Genomic DNA, 17639 nt, shown 5'->3' on the forward strand with positions numbered 1-17639 from the left:
CCAAATGTCCCGTTGAGGGTTCGGCCACTGCTGGGGTACTTCCCGTACCGAGCGGAGGAGTCGCGCTCAGCGCCTTGTCTTGTACCTGCTTAGGACCACGCCGCCGGGAAACGTCCGAGTCTCAACCAGGTTCAGGTTCACCCAACTGTCCAGCGAGGTGAAGAACGGAGTGCCGCCGCCCACCAGGACTGGATGGGTGACCAGCGCGTATTCATCGATCAGGCCGGCCCGCATGGCTGCACCGGCGAGCGTTGCGCCACCGATGCTCATCGGGCCGCCGTCCCCGGCCTTGAGCCGGCCAATTTCGGCGATCGCGTCGCCGGTGACCAGGCGGGTGTTCCAGTCGACCTTGTCGATCGTCGACGAGAACACCACCTTGGGCGTGTCCCGCCAGTTCCGCGCGAACTCGATCTCAGCGGGTGTGGCGTTGGGCATCTGGTCACCGGTCGGCCAGTGGGAGCTCATCGTTTCCCAGAGCTTGCGGCCGTACAGCGAAAGGCTGCTGGCCCGCTCCTGGTCGAGCCACCACTGGAACAACTCGTCGCTCGGGGCGCTCCAGCCGATGTCATCGCCGGCTGCGGCAATGTAGCCGTCCCTGGTCAGGTTCATGCCGTAGATCAATGGCCGCACGGCGCCAGCCTTCCGTCTCGGTGGTGGAGGGCATCATGGAACTCTGGCGTCCCGCCTATAATCGGCAGCCTCCTGTCCTTCATGGAGCCACGGTAGCTGCCCATAGTCCGGGACGCCATAGCCCCCGGTCCACGATGCAGCTTAGCGGCCAATTGCCGCGGACGGAGCTTGGGGGCCGGGGGCACCCCGGGTAGCGTGAAGCACAACTGGCGGTGCTGTGGCCGCAGCAGTCCCCCGATTCCAAGGAGCGAACCATGAGCAGGTCAAAACGGACGTCGGCTCATGAGCCCGACACGGTTGTGGAGCTGAATCCTTTGTTTAGCAGGCCGGGGGAATCCACCATCTTCCCGCGCTTCACAATCCCGGCGGGGGAGTCCATGCCCTCGACTGCCTATCAGGTGGTCCACGACGAGGCGATGCTGGACGGAAACTCCCGGCTGAATTTGGCGACGTTCGTCGGAACCTGGATGGAACCGGAAGCGTCGCAACTCTATGCCGAGACTTTCGACAAGAACATGATCGACAAGGACGAATACCCGCAGACGGCGCTGATTGAGACCCGATGCTGGCGCATGCTCGCGGACCTGTGGAACGCGCCCGACCCGGCCAAGGCCGTCGGCACCTCCACGATCGGCTCGTCCGAGGCGTGCATGCTCGGCGGGCTGGCCTTGAAGCGCCGGTGGCAGCACGCCCGGCGCGCAGCCGGCATGCCAACGGACAAACCAAACCTTGTCCTCAGCTCCGCCGTCCAAGTGTGCTGGGAGAAATTCTGTAACTACTGGGATGTCGAAGCCCGCTTTGTTCCCGTGTCCAAGGAACATCAGATGCTGGACGGACATGACCTGGACCGGTACGTGGACGAGAACACCATCGGCGTGATCGCCATCATGGGCGTGACTTACACCGGCGCCTACGAACCCGTCGACAAAATCTCCGCAGCCCTGGACGAAATCCAGACACGCCGCGGCCTGGATATTCCGATCCATGTCGACGGGGCCTCCGGGGCCATGGTCGCCCCCTTCCTGCAGCCGGACACTGTGTGGGACTTCCGCCTACCACGGGTTGCCTCAATCAACACCTCAGGCCACAAGTACGGTCTGGTGTATCCAGGCCTCGGCTGGATCATCTGGCGGGACGAAGCGGCGCTCCCCGATGATCTGATCTTCCACGTCAGCTACCTCGGCGGGGACATGCCGACCTTCGCGTTGAACTTCTCACGGCCCGGCGCCCAGGTGCTGCTGCAGTATTACCTCTTCCTCCGGCTCGGATTTGCTGGATACGAGTCGGTCCAGGCCACATCCCGGGACGTGGCGCTCTATCTGTCCGCTGAAATTGGGGCGATGGAGGCCTTCACCCTGTGGAGCGACGGGTCGGACATCCCGGTATTCGCCTGGCAGCTCACTGAGGGCCACACGGGAAATTGGAACCTTCACCACCTCTCCGAGCGCCTCCGGATGAACGGGTGGCTCGTCCCGGCCTATCCCATGCCGGAAGGGCTGGAAGAGATCACGGTACAAAGGATCGTGGTCCGCAACGGCTTCACCCGCGACCTCGCGTCCAGCTTCCTGATCGACCTCAAGAAGGCAGTCGCCTACCTCGACGGGCTGACAGCGCCGATGCCACCCGATGGGCAAACACAGGCCTTCCACCACTAAACAGCACGCCGAAGAAGGAGCGCCATGTGCCGATTGTTCGGACTGCACGCAGGCCGCCGGCCCGTCCGGGCCACGTTCTGGCTCCTCGACGCCCCGGACAGCCTCGCGACCCAGAGCCGGCGCGAGCCCGACGGAGCCGGCATCGGCACCTTCGACGATGATGGCAGGGCTCACGTGGCCAAGCAGCCTCTGGCCGCCTGGGAGGACCACGCCTTCGCGCGCGAGGCGCGGGATCTGAAAAGCACCACGTTCCTGGCGCACGTGCGGTACGCCAGCACCGGCGCACACACATTGGTCAATACGCACCCGTTTGAACAGGACGGGCGGCTGTTCGCCCACAACGGCGCCTTCGGCGGCCTCGACATGCTCGATCAGCACCTGGCCGCATTCGGGGTCACTAACCTCGTGCACGGCCAGACCGACAGCGAACGCCTCTTCGCCCTGATCACCGCCGAGAGCCGCCACGCCGGCGGCGATGTCGGCCTGGGCATCACCCGGGCTGTCACGTGGATCGCCCGGGAACTGCCCGTCTTTAGCCTGAACATCGTTGTGACGACGGCGACCGACCTTTGGGCGCTCAGATACCCGGCCACCCACGAGTTGCACATCCTGCAGCACGACCCCGACGCCTCTCCCGGGCCGGCGGCTCCTCTGGCGGCCCGCAGCGCACGTATCAACGCCCGAAGCAAAGATCTCGCCCGTTCCAGGCACGTCCTCATCGCCACCGAGCCGATGGATCACAACCCGGACTGGCGCCTGCTAGCCTCCGGCGGGCTGGTGCACGTCGGCCCCGATCTCACGGTCGCAACCATCTTCCCGTTCCCGGAAAGCCCCGCGCACCCACTCACCCTCGCGGACTTGGAGCCTTCCGCCGCGGCCTCCCAGACGCCCTGAGCACCGCACCAGCCCGGGGCACCAACCGAGCTTTCGCGTTCGCCGTGGAAACGGTACTGGAGCTACCCGCCCCGGCTCGGTAACGTGCATCGCATGGCCATAAAACTTGAGAACGTCGGCATCGCCGTTCGCGACCTCGAAGCAACAATCTCCTTCTTCACCGACCTCGGACTCACGGTCGTGGGCCGGGACACGGTCAGTGGCGAGTGGACCGACACGGCCGTCGGCCTTGACGGCAACCACGCCAACATCGCGATGCTCCAAACACCAGACGGTCACGGCCGTCTTGAGCTCTTCGAATACATCCACCCCGAAGCGATCGAGTCGGAGCCCACTCGTCCCAATGAGATCGGGATGCACCGCGTCGCGTTCTCTGTCGATGACATTGACAAAGCCTTGGAGATAGCCGCGAGGCACGGCTGCCGCCCGTTACGGGGCGTGGCGACCTACAAGGACATCTACAAGCTCACCTACGTCCGCGGTCCAAGCGGCATCATCGTGATGCTTGCCGAGGAACTCAAGAAAAACTGAGGCCGAGCCGTCGCAGGTCGCCGCGCCTCGGTGTTTCCACGGGGGATCGCGCCTTAATGCGCCTACCGGGCCGTGCGGCGGGTGAAGATCAGATGAAGCACTCCCGACGGTGAGGGGGTCGCTTCGATCTCAAAGCGCTGTTCGAGCCCTTCGAGTCCGTCCCAGAGTCGTTCGCCCCGGCCCAGGAGGATCGGCACGAGGACGACATGCATGTGATCGATCAGATCGGCCTCGAGGAACTGGCGAACCGTGCCGACGCCGCCTCCGATCCGCACGTCGAGGTCGCCGGCCAGGGCGCGCGCCTGCTTGAGCGCGGAAACAGGATCGGCGTCAACAAAATGGAACGTTGTCCCGCCTTCCATCTCCAGTACAGGCCGGGGGTGGTGTGTGAGGACAACGACCGGGGTATGGAACACAGGGTTATCGCCCCACCATCCCTTCCATTCCTCGTCCTCCCAAGGACCGCGCTGAGGGCCGAACTTGTTGCGCCCCATGATCTCGACGCCGATCCCGGGGCCCCACTGGCTTGCGAACGACTCATCGACGCCGAAGGATCCCTCCGATTCCCCGTGGAAGCCCATCGCGCGGAAGGTGCGCGTCTCAAAAGCCCATTCCATGAGCCGAGAGCCTGCGTGACCGAAAGGAGCATTGAGTTCCTGGCCCTCTCCGGTGCCGAAGCCGTCGAGGGAGACCGAAAAGTTGTGCACGCGGACGAGGGACATGTCATCTCCTGACGTGGTTGCGGTTTGACCCACTTTATGGTGATGCCCCCCACACCTCAAGGCCAACGACGCGAGAAGCGCAGGTGCGTTAGCCCAGGACGGCCCATCCGCGCGGCGGCACCAAGACCGCGTCCGTGCCGACGTCGAGCCTTGCAGCTCCGGCGACGACGGCGGTGGCGCCGGCCGCACTGAGCCGCTGCGTGTCGTGCGAGAGGTTCAACGCGACGACGAGCGCATCGGCGCCGACCGCAAGGCGGTACACAAACACCTCGTTGGAGAGCTGCAGGGCCTCCGAGGTGGCACGGTGCAGCCAGGAGTTCCGTCTCCGCACCCCAATGAGTTCCTGGTGCACGGCAAAAATGGGTCCGCCCAAGGGGGAGAGATGGTCGGGGGAGGGCGGGAACAGCGGCCTCACGTCGTCGTCGCCTCCGGCCCTGTCCTCCTTGACTCCGCGATAGCCCTGTTCGTCGCCATAGTAAATCGATGGCGTCCCCCCGACCGTGAGAAGCACGACGACGGCGTGCGGCACGAGTGCGGCATCGCTGAGCTTGCTCGCGATGCGGGTGACGTCGTGGTTGCCGATGAAGGTGAGCGGCGCGTAGGAGCTCAGGAGTGCGTTGTGCCGTTCGAACGTGGCTGCCAGCTCGAAGAAGTTCGCATCGTTGAGGGAACTCCAGACAGCTTTCCAGAGCTCATATTGCGTGGCCGAATCGAGTCCGCCGGCTCGGACCTCCTCGGCATAGTCGCCGTGGATGTATTCGCCAACAAAGTATGCGTTTGGGTGGGATGACCGGACGCGAGCCGTGACTTTGGACCAGAATGACGACGGGACGGCATAGGCGGCGTCGAGTCGCCAGCCGTCCGCACCACGGCCGAGCCAGTACTCCATGACCTCGACGACGAAATCGGCAACGGCCGGCTCCTCGTGATTGAGTGCCACGAGGTGGTGGTGGCCCTCGAAGTCTTGGTATGCGGGTTCGACGCCGGGACCACCGTCGTCGGGCCATTCCAGTGAGAACCAGGAGGCGGCGTCCGCCTGCGGCCCGCTCTTGAGGACATCCTGGAACGGCGCGAAGGAGCGTCCTGTGTGGTTGAAGACACCGTCGAGCAATATGCGCAGGCCGCGACGGTGTGCCTCCGTCACCAGGGTGTCAAAGTCCTCGAGGGATCCGAGCCGGGAATCGATCCGGAAGTAATCCGTGGTGTCATATCCGTGCGTCTCCGACTCAAAAATAGGGCCGAGGGCAATGCCCGATGCTCCAAGACCCACGGCGTAGTCGAGCCACGGGACAAGATCCAGCAACCGATGGTCAGCGGCGGGATCGAGGGTCGCGGTCTTTTCGGCGCCAACGAAGCCGAGAGGATAGACCTGCCACCAGATGGCGTGCTGGACCCAGTCAGGTTCGTTCATGGTGATGAAGGCCTTCCGTCCGATCCCGGGCCGCCCGATCAGGGCGACGGCTGGCCGGGCGGGGCCAGCGTCCCGTCCAGCCTATAGGCGGCATTCAATCGGCGTGGCTTCGACTGTTGCCGCACCCGGCATCAGATCCGATGGCGTTCCCCAGTTTTGGGCCTGTTGGTGGATGGATTTGCGGCAAGGCGTCACTGGGTGTATTGTTTTCTAAGTCGCCGCGAGGGGAACAGCGAAGAGCTGGTTACCGCGGGCGGCCAAACCCCCAAATTTCAAGACCATTTTCTGGTTGCTCTTTAGAGCGCCGAATTGTGGCGGGGGACGGTGTTTTCTGCCGGTGCGGGTCCTGGAAACTGGATTTGCGTCGGGGGTTGAGATCGGGTAAGTTTGAAAAGTTGCTCCGGAGCGATCCACGGCTGTTTAGTGCTGGTGGTGGTGCCGGGTGTGTCTGTTGTTTGAGAACTCAATAGTGTGCCAAGTTTGTTGATACCAATTTTTTGTATTGAATTGGTTGAATTGGCCAGGCCTGTCCACCCCGTGGATGGGGTCTGGTTTTTACAGCTGGTTTCAAATTTTTGCGGCCTTCTTTTCCCGTTATTTCCGGGGGTGTTGGTTGTTTTCTGTTTTTGTTTTACTTCAACGGAGAGTTTGATCCTGGCTCAGGATGAACGCTGGCGGCGTGCTTAACACATGCAAGTCGAACGATGATCCCCAGCTTGCTGGGGGGATTAGTGGCGAACGGGTGAGTAACACGTGAGTAACCTGCCCTTGACTCTGGGATAAGCCTGGGAAACTGGGTCTAATACCGGATATGACTCCTCATCGCATGGTGGGGGGTGGAAAGCTTTTTTGTGGTTTTGGATGGACTCGCGGCCTATCAGCTTGTTGGTGAGGTAATGGCTTACCAAGGCGACGACGGGTAGCCGGCCTGAGAGGGTGACCGGCCACACTGGGACTGAGACACGGCCCAGACTCCTACGGGAGGCAGCAGTGGGGAATATTGCACAATGGGCGAAAGCCTGATGCAGCGACGCCGCGTGAGGGATGACGGCCTTCGGGTTGTAAACCTCTTTCAGTAGGGAAGAAGCGAAAGTGACGGTACCTGCAGAAGAAGCGCCGGCTAACTACGTGCCAGCAGCCGCGGTAATACGTAGGGCGCAAGCGTTATCCGGAATTATTGGGCGTAAAGAGCTCGTAGGCGGTTTGTCGCGTCTGCCGTGAAAGTCCGGGGCTCAACTCCGGATCTGCGGTGGGTACGGGCAGACTAGAGTGATGTAGGGGAGACTGGAATTCCTGGTGTAGCGGTGAAATGCGCAGATATCAGGAGGAACACCGATGGCGAAGGCAGGTCTCTGGGCATTAACTGACGCTGAGGAGCGAAAGCATGGGGAGCGAACAGGATTAGATACCCTGGTAGTCCATGCCGTAAACGTTGGGCACTAGGTGTGGGGGACATTCCACGTTTTCCGCGCCGTAGCTAACGCATTAAGTGCCCCGCCTGGGGAGTACGGCCGCAAGGCTAAAACTCAAAGGAATTGACGGGGGCCCGCACAAGCGGCGGAGCATGCGGATTAATTCGATGCAACGCGAAGAACCTTACCAAGGCTTGACATGGACTGGAAATACCTGGAAACAGGTGCCCCGCTTGCGGTCGGTTCACAGGTGGTGCATGGTTGTCGTCAGCTCGTGTCGTGAGATGTTGGGTTAAGTCCCGCAACGAGCGCAACCCTCGTTCTATGTTGCCAGCGCGTGATGGCGGGGACTCATAGGAGACTGCCGGGGTCAACTCGGAGGAAGGTGGGGACGACGTCAAATCATCATGCCCCTTATGTCTTGGGCTTCACGCATGCTACAATGGCCGGTACAAAGGGTTGCGATACTGTGAGGTGGAGCTAATCCCAAAAAGCCGGTCTCAGTTCGGATTGGGGTCTGCAACTCGACCCCATGAAGTCGGAGTCGCTAGTAATCGCAGATCAGCAACGCTGCGGTGAATACGTTCCCGGGCCTTGTACACACCGCCCGTCAAGTCACGAAAGTTGGTAACACCCGAAGCCGGTGGCCTAACCCCCTTGTGGGGAGGGAGCTGTCGAAGGTGGGACTGGCGATTGGGACTAAGTCGTAACAAGGTAGCCGTACCGGAAGGTGCGGCTGGATCACCTCCTTTCTAAGGAGCACCTACAACAACCCTGCCAGGCGTTATGTCTGTGTGGTGGTGTTGTCAGGAGTACGCCCGTTGCGCAGACGTTTGTTCTGCGGCGGGTGCTCACGGGTGGAATATCAACAAATAGGTGCCTGGCGGCGCTTGCCGGTGGCTAGTACGAATCGTGGGTCCTTCGGGGTCCGGGGTTCTGGAACGTTTGCCGGTGGTATTGCTGGGTAGTGTTTGGCACACTGTTGGGTCCTGAGGCAACAGGACCGGGGTGGGATGCGTTGCGGCTTACGGGTTGTGGTGTTCTTGTTCCGGGGTTTGTTTGTTTCTGGTTTCCTGGCTGCACCGATCACATGGTTGCTTGTTTCCTTCGGGGGCGGGTGTGTGTGGGGTGTGTGGTTTGGGGTTGTTGTTTGAGAACTACATAGTGGACGCGAGCATCTTTTATAAGAAGCAATTTCCAAGAATATGAACCTGGATCTGGCTGCGCGTGATGATGGCATCTCTTTTTTGGGGGGTGTGGTTGTTGGGTGTGGTTGGTTTTCGTGGTTCTCTCGAAAATTTCTGAATTGATCTTTTGTGGTCAAGTTTTTAAGAGCACACGGTGGATGCCTTGGCATTAGGAGCCGAAGAAGGACGTAGGAATCTGCGATAAGCCTGGGGGAGTCGATAACCGGACTGTGATCCCAGGGTGTCCGAATGGGGAAACCCCGCCAGGGGAGCGATCTGCCTGGTGACCCGCATCTGAACACATAGGGTGCGTGGGGGGAACGCGGGGAAGTGAAACATCTCAGTACCCGCAGGAAGAGAAAACAATAGTGATTCCGTTAGTAGTGGCGAGCGAACGCGGATCAGGCTAAACCGTTCCATGTGTGATAGCCGGCGGGCGTTGCATGGTCGGGGTTGTGGGACTTTCCATACCAGTTCTGCCGGACTGGTGGGGTGTGATGTGCAGGCATAGGTGAACGGTCTTGAAAGGCCGGCCAGAGAGGGTGTGAGCCCCGTAACCGAAATGTTTTGTGCCGCCTGTGAGAGTATCCCAAGTAGCACGGGGCCCGAGAAATCCCGTGCGAATCTGTCAGGACCACCTGATAAGCCTAAATACTCCCTAATGACCGATAGCGGACCAGTACCGTGAGGGAAAGGTGAAAAGTACCCCGGGAGGGGAGTGAAACAGTACCTGAAACCGTGTGCTTACAATCCGTCGGAGCAGCCGTGATTTATCACAAGTAGCTGTGACGGCGTGCCTTTTGAAGAATGAGCCTGCGAGTTAGTGTTACGTCGCGAGGTTAACCCGTGTGGGGAAGCCGTAGCGAAAGCGAGTCTGAATAGGGCGTTGCAGTGGCGTGATCTAGACCCGAAGCGAAGTGATCTACCCATGGCCAGGTTGAAGCGACGGTAAGACGTCGTGGAGGACCGAACCCACTTCAGTTGAAAATGGAGGGGATGAGCTGTGGGTAGGGGTGAAAGGCCAATCAAACTTCGTGATAGCTGGTTCTCCCCGAAATGCATTTAGGTGCAGCGTTGCGTGTTTCTTACCGGAGGTAGAGCTACTGGATGGCTAATGGGCCCTACAAGGTTACTGACGTCAGCCAAACTCCGAATGCCGGTAAGTGAGAGCGCAGCAGTGAGACTGTGGGGGATAAGCTTCATAGTCGAGAGGGAAACAGCCCAGACCACCAACTAAGGCCCCTAAGCGTGTGCTAAGTGGGAAAGGATGTGGAGTTGCGAAGACAACCAGGAGGTTGGCTTAGAAGCAGCCATCCTTAAAAGAGTGCGTAATAGCTCACTGGTCAAGTGATTCCGCGCCGACAATGTAGCGGGGCTCAAGTACACCGCCGAAGTTGTGGCATTCAAATATTGCTAAGCCCTTGTGGTTCAGGCGTTTGGATGGGTAGGGGAGCGTCGTGTGGGCAGTGAAGTCGCGGTGTAAACCAGCGGTGGAGCCTACACGAGTGAGAATGCAGGCATGAGTAGCGAAAGACGGGTGAGAAACCCGTCCGCCGAATGATCAAGGGTTCCAGGGTCAAGCTAATCTGCCCTGGGTAAGTCGGGACCTAAGGCGAGGCCGACAGGCGTAGTCGATGGACAACGGGTTGATATTCCCGTACCGGCGAAAAACCGTCCATGTTGAACAGGGGATACTAACCGCCCGAGACCTGCCCAATCACCCTTGTGGTGTGCGGGTTTTGGTGGAGCGCGGGACCTGATCCTGGGAGGCAAGCGTATTAACAGGTGTGACGCAGGAAGGTAGCCGAGCCGGGCGATGGTTGTCCCGGTCTAAGGATGTAGGGCGAACGGTAGGCAAATCCGCTGTTCATGATGCCTGAGATCTGATGGGACCCCCTTTAGTGGGGGGATTTGGTGATCCTATGCTGCCGAGAAAAGCATCGACGCGAGGTTTTAGCCGCCCGTACCCCAAACCGACACAGGTGATCAGGTAGAGAATACTAAGGCGATCGAGAGAATTATGGTTAAGGAACTCGGCAAAATGCCCCCGTAACTTCGGGAGAAGGGGGGCCCCAACCTTGAACACCACTTGCTGGTGGGAGGGGATCGGGGCCGCAGAGACCAGGGGGAAGCGACTGTTTACTAAAAACACAGGTCCGTGCGAAGTCGCAAGACGATGTATACGGACTGACTCCTGCCCGGTGCTGGAAGGTTAAGAGGACCGGTTAGCCCTTACGGGCGAAGCTGAGAATTTAAGCCCCAGTAAACGGCGGTGGTAACTATAACCATCCTAAGGTAGCGAAATTCCTTGTCGGGTAAGTTCCGACCTGCACGAATGGAGTAACGACTTCCCCGCTGTCTCAACCATAAACTCGGCGAAATTGCAGTACGAGTAAAGATGCTCGTTACGCGCAGCAGGACGGAAAGACCCCGAGACCTTTACTATAGTTTGGTATTGGTGTTCGGAGTGGCTTGTGTAGGATAGGTGGGAGACGTTGAAGCCCGGACGCCAGTTCGGGTGGAGTCATCGTTGAAATACCACTCTGGTCACTTTGGACATCTAACTTCGGCCCGTAATCCGGGTCAGGGACAGTGCCTGATGGGTAGTTTAACTGGGGCGGTTGCCTCCTAAAAAGTAACGGAGGCGCCCAAAGGTTCCCTCAGCCTGGTTGGCAATCAGGTGTCGAGTGTAAGTGCACAAGGGAGCTTGACTGTGAGAGAGACATCTCGAGCAGGGACGAAAGTCGGGACTAGTGATCCGGCGGTACATTGTGGAATGGCCGTCGCTCAACGGATAAAAGGTACCTCGGGGATAACAGGCTGATCTTGCCCAAGAGTCCATATCGACGGCATGGTTTGGCACCTCGATGTCGGCTCGTCGCATCCTGGGGCTGGAGTAGGTCCCAAGGGTTGGGCTGTTCGCCCATTAAAGCGGTACGCGAGCTGGGTTTAGAACGTCGTGAGACAGTTCGGTCCCTATCCGCTGCGCGCGCAGGAAATTTGAGAAGGGCTGTCCTTAGTACGAGAGGACCGGGACGGACGAACCTCTGGTGTGTCAGTTGTACTGCCAAGTGCACCGCTGATTAGCTACGTTCGGATGGGATAACCGCTGAAAGCATCTAAGCGGGAAGCTCGCTTCGAGATGAGATTTCCATACACCTTGTGTGTGAGAGGCCCCCAGCCAGACCACTGGGTTGATAGGCCGGATGTGGAAGCGAGGACTAACGACTCGTGAAGCTGACCGGTACTAATAGGCCGATAACTTACACCACACACCACTGCGTGAACGGCATTCAAAAGACGTTCACACCAAGCACTGGTAAAAAGAAACAAGACTGCTTGCGTCCACTATGTGGTTCCCAACCAACAAACCCGCCACGGGCCCGTTGCGACAGGGAACAAAAAACACAACAATACAAACAACACCACAATGTTGTAACCACAGATTTCCCGCCCGGACACCACTGTCCAGGGTGCGGACATAAGGTTACGGCGGTCATAGCGTGGGGGAAACGCCCGGTCCCATTCCGAACCCGGAAGCTAAGACCCACAGCGCCGATGGTACTGCACCCGGGAGGGTGTGGGAGAGTAGGTCACCGCCGGAACACCATTAAAAATGGTTGAGACCCCCCGACACACGTGTCGGGGGGTCTCCCACATTTAACCACCCACCCTTGCATCCAGGCAGCCCGGCACCCGCGCCCGGGGCACCTACAGAACGCTCTCTCACTTAATGCGGGAAATCCCCAAACCCTCCCGCACCGCCGGCCACGGCAAAACACCCCCGCGAACCTCCGCCCCCGGACACCCAACCCCCGGCGCCGCCGTCGAACACCACACACCGCAAGACCGTCCGCCGAAAACCCACATCAACTGCGAGAGCGTCCACGGAAAACCCGCATCAAGTGAGAGAGCGATCTCCTGCAGGTGTGAACATTCCCACGACTGGGGTCTCCTGACTTGGCTCATTTGCTTAGTGCGTGAGTTTCGGTTTGTGGAGGGCGTCGAGAATGACCTGCTGCTCGGCGGCGATGTTGGGGGCGAATGTCTGGTTGGTGCCGTTGATGGCGATGGTGGCTGAGCGCAGGGGCCTGAGTTGTTTGATGACGTTACGCACCGCGAGTCCTGTCCTGTTTTGGACAGTCCTGGAGATGGCCAGCGCGGTGAAAACGATGGTCAGGTGTGCCTCGATCGCGTCGCGGGTGCGGTGGAACATGGGTCTGGCCCTGAGGTCTGTTTTGCTCATTCGGAAGGACTGCTCGACGTGCCACAGGTCGTGGTAGGAGCCGATGACTTCTCCTGCGGCCATGATGTTTGCGGGGATGTTCGTCACGTAGCCTTTCAGCCCGACGAGCTGCCGCGCGCGTGCCAGTGAGGCTTCGTCCAGGCTCGGTTTTCCTCCGGCGGTCTTGACGAACCGTGGGGTCCGGGCCGATTTCTGGCCCTCGATGACTTCCCGGGCCCGGTTCTCCTGGGCTGTGAGTGTTGTGTTGTCGTGGACGGCTCTCTTGCGGGAGTACGCCCACACCGCCCGCCATGAGCCGGGGTTCTCAGTGGGGTCCCAGACGGGTTCGGCGCGCAGATCAGGGTTGTTCTCGTTCGTGTGGCCGGTCCTGGGCGTGAGCGTATCGATCAGCTGCCCGTCGCTGAACGCGTCGCCGTGCCAGCGGAAATGCGAGGCCAGGTCGTTCGGGGCCTTCGTCATCCGGGAACCAACAATGAACCGCAGGTTCGCTTCGTCCAGCTCACGCAGGTTGCCCGCGGAAACCATGCCGGCATCGGCTACGACGACCATGTCGGTCAAACCGTGGCGGGATTGGAACTGCTTGATGATCGGGACGATGGTCGCGGGTTCGGCCTTGTTGCCCTCAAAGCAGCCGATCTCCAGCGGGAACCCACCCCGGTCCACGAGCAGGCCAACGACGATCTGAGGATCGACCCGGCGTTCCTTGGAGTAGCCAACCTTCCGTAGTTCGTCTTCCTTCTCCGCCTCGAAATACAAGGTGGTGACGTCGTAAAGGACCAGGGAGACGTCCCCGTCGGTGCTGGCGTGCTGGAAGCACCAGGTCGCGATCCTGTCGCGGTACTTGTCCGCAGCGGCTCGGCCGAGGGTGCGTTTCATCGTCGCGTAACTGGCCGGGGCCCGGCCCAGGTCCCGCAACACCCTGCCGGCATCCAGTAGTGAGGTCGGTTCCACGACCCTGGCGATCACCAAGTCCCGGAACACCTCGTCGTCGAGGCCATCGAACCCCAGCGCCGTGAACACCTCGACCAACGCACGGAACAAGACCCGCGAGTCAGTTCCCAGCACGCGTCCCGGGCTGTCACGTCCGGCTGGTTCTCTGGGGCCGGCCACGTCAAACAAGCCAGCCTCGCGTGACGGCTCGACCAGGCCCTTCACCTGTGGCGTTGGCTCCAGACCCAAGTCAAGGACACCTTGCGCCGGGTCTTCAAGCAGCTCACGGGCGCGCTGCAGCAGGACGCGAGCTCGGCCTCGGTATGCGCCGAGCCGACGTGCTGCACGATCCGCTGATTCCCGCGCACGTACTCCGCGATCTGCACCGCCGTCGCTCCCGAGGCAGTCAGCACCCGCCTAATAAACACCACACCGGCGACACTAGGCCAAACCATTAGTGCGTGAAAAGCGGCCAGTCAGAAAACATCACCGCAGGTCAAGGCCATAGGCCTATCGGAACGACGGAGCCGTGAGCCAAGTCAGGTCGAACACCACACACCGCAAGAGCGTCCGCCGAAAACCCACATCAACTGCGAGAGCGTCCACGGAAAACCCGCATCAAGTGAGAGAGCGATCTCCTGCAGGTGTGAACATTCCCACGACTGGGGTCTGTGGGCGTATCCATGTCATGCGCCGGTGGTGGCTCGCTTAGAATTGACTGAGATGTACGGACTTCGAAGCGCTTGATTTCGGGTTGCGTAGGAGAACGAAACACGGAACGAGCGGCTGCGATTGCGCCAGTGGTCGGCTCATAACAGGAGGAATCCCCATGGCTGAGCACAACGGCGGCAATCGCGGCGGCAACGACCGCGGCCCTTTCCGCGGGACAAACAATTCGGGCGGAGAACCGCGTGGATTCCGTTCCCGTGATGACCGGAGCCCGGAGGGTCCAAAGCGTGCGTCCGGGTCCGGCGACCGCAAGTCCTTTGGTGAACGGAAGCCTTTTGGGGACCGTGACAACAAGCCGTATGGTGATCGTCCGCGCCGTGAGGGCGACGGCGACCGCCGCAGCTTTGGCGGCGCGGAGCGTAAGCCGTTCAGCGGCGGTGGTGAACGGAAGCCCTTTGGGGACCGTGACAACAAGCCGTATGGTGATCGTCCGCGCCGTGAGGGCGACGGCGACCGCCGCAGCTTCGGTGGCGGCGAGCGTAAGCCGTTCAGCGGTGGCGGGGAGCGTAAGCCGTTCAGCGGCGGCGGTGAGCGGAAGCCCTATGGGGACCGTGACAACAAGCCGTACGGCGATCGTCCGCGCCGTGAGGGTGACGGCGACCGCCGCAGCTTCGGTGGCGGCGAGCGTAAGCCGTTTGGGGAGCGTGATAACAAGCCGTATGGTGATCGTCCGCGCCGTGAGGGTGACGGCGACCGCCGCAGCTTCGGTGGCGGGGAGCGTAAGCCGTTCAGCGGCGGCGGTGAGCGGAAGCCCTATGGGGACCGTGACAACAAGCCGTACGGCGATCGTCCGCGCCGTGAGGGTGACGGCGACCGCCGCAGCTTCGGTGGCGGGGAGCGTAAGCCGTTCGGCGACCGCCAAGAGCGCGCACCCCGCAGCTTCGACCGTGGCGACTCCGGTCCCCGTCACTTCGGACGGGACCGTGCTGAGGAGCGCCCGGTCCGGGTTCCCAACGCGCGTGATCTTCGCAGCGCCAACCGGCCCGACCGCGAACGGTCCCCGGAGATCGATGAAGATGTCACGGGCAAGGAACTTGACCGCGCCACCCAGCACCAGATCAAGACGCTGGAAGCCAAGAGCGCGGAATGGGTGGCCCGCCATCTCGTTATGGCTGGGCGCCTCATTGATGAAGAACCCGAGCTCGCCTTCCAGCATGCCCTTGCTGCGAGCAGGCGCGGTGGCCGGCTGGCAGCCGTCAGGGAGGCTGTAGGCCTGACCGCGTACGCGGCAGGACACTACGGCGAGGCGCTGCGCGAGTTCCGGACCTACCGCCGCATCAGCGGCTCCAACGTTCACTTGCCTGTCATGGCAGACTGCGAACGCGGCCTGGGCCGTCCGGACCGTGCCTTGGATGTTGTCCGTTCCGAGGAGGCCAATGACCTGGACGCTCCGGGCAAGGCCGAACTGGCCATCGTGGCGGCCGGAGCACGGACCGATCTGGGTCAGCTGGACGCTGCAGTGGCGGAGCTGGAAATCGCCCAGCTGGACATCAACCGCGCATTCTCCTACAGCCCCCGGCTGTTCCGCGCCTACGCTGACGCCCTGGCCGCCGTCGGCCGCCAGGAGGAAGCCGCTAAATGGCAGAAGCAGGCCGTCGTGGCTGAGAACGCCCTGGGCCTCAGCGTCGACGAAGAACCGGACATCGTGGATCTCGGCTGGGACGAGGAAGAGGAAGCCCGGGAGGAGGCCCAGCGCCGCCGTCTGCTGGAACGTGCGGCCGGAGTCCCGGAAACCAGTGCCGCGGCTGCTGCTGCAGCACGGACCGTAACCGCGGGTGAGGCCCCTGCCGAAGCCGCGGGTATGGACGCCTCCGTTGATGACATGGAGTCCGACTATTTCGAGTCTGATGACGCCGAGTCCGACGCGGACTCCATCGAGTCAGATGAACTCGAATCAGATGAACTCGAACCGGACGGCGCCGAACCCGAGGCCAAGAAAGCGGCCGCATCGGACCGGAACGACTTCGTCCCCGAGGATTCAGTCCACGACGATGCAGCCGACGCCGGCGACCTTGAAACCGGCCATTCCGAGCGACAGGACAGCTAACCCGCTATGACTGAAGTTCCCCTGATCTCCCTGTTCGACGCGCTCCTGGCAGACCTTGACGGTGTGGTGTACGCGGGCCCGCACGCCATTCCCGGCGCAGTGGAGTCTTTGCAGTTGCTCGCCGGCCTGGGGATCGGTTTGGGCTACGTCACCAACAACGCGTCCCGAACGCCCGCGCAGGTTGCCGCGCACCTGCGTGAGCTGGGCGCGCCGGCCGAGGACAGCCAGGTTGTCAGCTCCTCCCAGGCGGCAGCCGAGCTCCTGGCCTCCATGCTGGCCCCCGGGGCCAGGGTGTTGATCACCGGAAGCCCGGCGCTGGCGCAGGAGATCGAGTTGGTGGGACTGGCCCCCGTTACCGGCCAGGACCAAGACCCTGTGGCCGTGGTCCAGGGCTTCAACCCGGGGATCGGCTGGAAGGAACTGGCTGAGGCCTCCTACGTCGTCTCGGCCGGCGCCCTCTGGGTGGCCACCAACACGGACATGACCATCCCGCAATCACGCGGGATCGCCCCCGGCAACGGAGCCCTGGTGGCAGCCGTCGCGGCAGCAACGGGCCAGACGCCGCTGGTGGCCGGCAAGCCCGAAGCCCCGCTGTTCCACTCAGCCGCCAAGCGTCTTGCCGCCGACCGCCCGCTGGTGGTGGGGGACAGGCTGGACACTGACATCCTGGGCGGCAATAACGCAGGGTTTGCCACGGTGGCGGTATTGACCGGCATCGATACCAAACACACGATCCTCGCCGCCCGCGCTGCCGAGCGTCCGGACTACATCATTGCCGAACTCGGCGACCTGCACCGCCCCTATCCCGCCGTCTCCACCACTGACGGGACCTACGTCTGTGGGGACGCACAGGCACATGCCGATGGCGACACCGTCAGCATCCTGGGCCATGAGGACGACCTGAACGCCTGGCGTGCCGCCTGCGCCGCCTGGTGGGCCGCCGTGCCGGAGGCCGCCGAAGCCCGGGCACCCCAACTCAAATGGCGCACCGCGTAAATCAGTAGACTGGTCCAATGACTGAGCTGAACGACGAGCACAACGGCGCAACAGCCCAGCAGACACCACAGTGGCCCGCCACGGTCACGGAGGGCATCACCGATCCCCGGATTGCGTCCCTCGTGGCTGCCCTGGACGGCGTGGCGGACAGGCCGGTCGCTGAACACGAGGGCGTCTATGCAGAACTGCACGACGCCCTGCTGCAGGCCCTCGACGACGACGCTCCCAACAGCGAAGGAAAGGCCTGAG

General features: G+C 61.7%; 9 protein-coding genes, 3 rRNA genes and 1 pseudogene. 9 read left to right on the forward strand and 4 right to left on the reverse strand.

What is annotated here, in order from left to right; translation table 11 throughout:
- Window positions 1-66 precede the first annotated feature (66 nt).
- Window positions 67-630 carry a dihydrofolate reductase family protein gene (locus SBP01_RS07280; protein WP_320537971.1) on the reverse strand — a complete coding sequence of 188 codons (564 nt, stop codon included), beginning with the start codon at window positions 628-630 and terminating at the stop codon, window positions 67-69.
- Between the two features lie 254 nt (window positions 631-884).
- On the opposite strand from SBP01_RS07280, the gene SBP01_RS07285 reads away from it, so the two are divergent.
- The 3 genes from SBP01_RS07285 (at window position 885) to SBP01_RS07295 (ending at window position 3710) form a co-directional block, all read left to right on the forward strand.
- Complete coding sequence (locus tag SBP01_RS07285) at window positions 885-2285, forward strand: glutamate decarboxylase (protein ID WP_320537972.1); 1401 nt, start codon at window positions 885-887, stop codon at window positions 2283-2285.
- 24 nt (window positions 2286-2309) lie between these two features.
- Window positions 2310-3179 carry a class II glutamine amidotransferase gene (locus SBP01_RS07290; protein WP_275216545.1) on the forward strand — a complete coding sequence of 290 codons (870 nt, stop codon included), beginning with the start codon at window positions 2310-2312 and terminating at the stop codon, window positions 3177-3179.
- 93 nt (window positions 3180-3272) lie between these two features.
- Entirely contained in the window at window positions 3273-3710 is a 438-nt protein-coding gene (locus tag SBP01_RS07295) for a VOC family protein (protein ID WP_275216543.1), read from the forward strand.
- 62 nt (window positions 3711-3772) lie between these two features.
- Here the strand turns inward: SBP01_RS07295 and SBP01_RS07300 are convergent, their stop codons facing one another.
- Together SBP01_RS07300 and SBP01_RS07305 are read right to left on the reverse strand one after the other, a co-directional pair.
- On the reverse strand, window positions 3773-4432 hold the full coding sequence (locus tag SBP01_RS07300) for a dihydrofolate reductase family protein (RefSeq protein WP_320537973.1): 660 nt from the start codon (window positions 4430-4432) through the stop codon (window positions 3773-3775).
- Window positions 4433-4520: 88 nt separating this feature from the next.
- The gene (locus SBP01_RS07305) at window positions 4521-5843 is read right to left on the reverse strand and encodes an alpha-amylase family protein (protein ID WP_320537974.1); all 1323 of its coding nucleotides are present in this window, start codon (window positions 5841-5843) and stop codon (window positions 4521-4523) included.
- A gap of 636 nt (window positions 5844-6479) precedes the next feature.
- Between SBP01_RS07305 and SBP01_RS07310 the strand changes: the two genes are divergently transcribed.
- The 3 genes from SBP01_RS07310 to rrf all read left to right on the forward strand — a co-directional run bounded on the left by SBP01_RS07310 (window position 6480) and on the right by rrf (window position 12047).
- Window positions 6480-8007 (forward strand): 16S ribosomal RNA (locus SBP01_RS07310).
- 566 nt (window positions 8008-8573) lie between these two features.
- Window positions 8574-11714, forward strand: a 23S ribosomal RNA gene (locus tag SBP01_RS07315).
- Window positions 11715-11930: 216 nt separating this feature from the next.
- A 5S ribosomal RNA gene (gene rrf / locus SBP01_RS07320) occupies window positions 11931-12047 on the forward strand.
- The 16S, 23S and 5S rRNA genes sit together here, the layout of an rRNA operon.
- Before the next feature lie 368 nt (window positions 12048-12415).
- Here rrf and SBP01_RS07325 read toward each other — a convergent pair.
- A pseudogene (locus SBP01_RS07325) lies at window positions 12416-14049 on the reverse strand (IS1634 family transposase).
- A 398-nt stretch (window positions 14050-14447) separates the two neighbouring features.
- Here SBP01_RS07325 and SBP01_RS07330 point away from each other — a divergent pair.
- The 3 genes from SBP01_RS07330 to SBP01_RS07340 are packed head-to-tail and all read left to right on the forward strand — an operon-like array spanning window position 14448 to window position 17638.
- Window positions 14448-16394 (forward strand): hypothetical protein, encoded by a 1947-nt coding sequence (locus SBP01_RS07330; RefSeq protein ID WP_320537975.1) that lies wholly within the window; start codon window positions 14448-14450, stop codon window positions 16392-16394.
- Between the two features lie 6 nt (window positions 16395-16400).
- A complete protein-coding gene (locus tag SBP01_RS07335; RefSeq protein ID WP_320537976.1) occupies window positions 16401-17390 on the forward strand; it encodes an HAD-IIA family hydrolase in 990 nt (329 codons plus the stop codon).
- 17 nt (window positions 17391-17407) lie between these two features.
- On the forward strand, window positions 17408-17638 hold the full coding sequence (locus SBP01_RS07340) for a hypothetical protein (protein ID WP_275213482.1): 231 nt from the start codon (window positions 17408-17410) through the stop codon (window positions 17636-17638).
- Window position 17639 lies beyond the last annotated feature (1 nt).

Origin of the sequence: Pseudarthrobacter sp. IC2-21, assembly GCF_034048115.1 — a bacterium.
Classification (GTDB): domain Bacteria; phylum Actinomycetota; class Actinomycetes; order Actinomycetales; family Micrococcaceae; genus Arthrobacter; species Arthrobacter naphthalenicus.

Bases quoted from the DNA above. Each gene is read 5' to 3' on its own strand.
- SBP01_RS07285 (WP_320537972.1), top strand. From the start codon at position 885: ATGAGCAGGTCAAAACGGACGTCGGCTCATGAGCCCGACACGGTTGTG.
- SBP01_RS07335 (WP_320537976.1), top strand. From the start codon at position 16,401: ATGACTGAAGTTCCCCTGATCTCCCTGTTCGACGCGCTCCTGGCAGAC.
- SBP01_RS07330 (WP_320537975.1), top strand. From the start codon at position 14,448: ATGGCTGAGCACAACGGCGGCAATCGCGGCGGCAACGACCGCGGCCCT.
- SBP01_RS07300 (WP_320537973.1), bottom strand. From the start codon at position 4,432: ATGTCCCTCGTCCGCGTGCACAACTTTTCGGTCTCCCTCGACGGCTTC.
- SBP01_RS07295 (WP_275216543.1), top strand. From the start codon at position 3,273: ATGGCCATAAAACTTGAGAACGTCGGCATCGCCGTTCGCGACCTCGAA.
- SBP01_RS07340 (WP_275213482.1), top strand. From the start codon at position 17,408: ATGACTGAGCTGAACGACGAGCACAACGGCGCAACAGCCCAGCAGACA.
- SBP01_RS07305 (WP_320537974.1), bottom strand. From the start codon at position 5,843: ATGAACGAACCTGACTGGGTCCAGCACGCCATCTGGTGGCAGGTCTAT.
- SBP01_RS07290 (WP_275216545.1), top strand. From the start codon at position 2,310: ATGTGCCGATTGTTCGGACTGCACGCAGGCCGCCGGCCCGTCCGGGCC.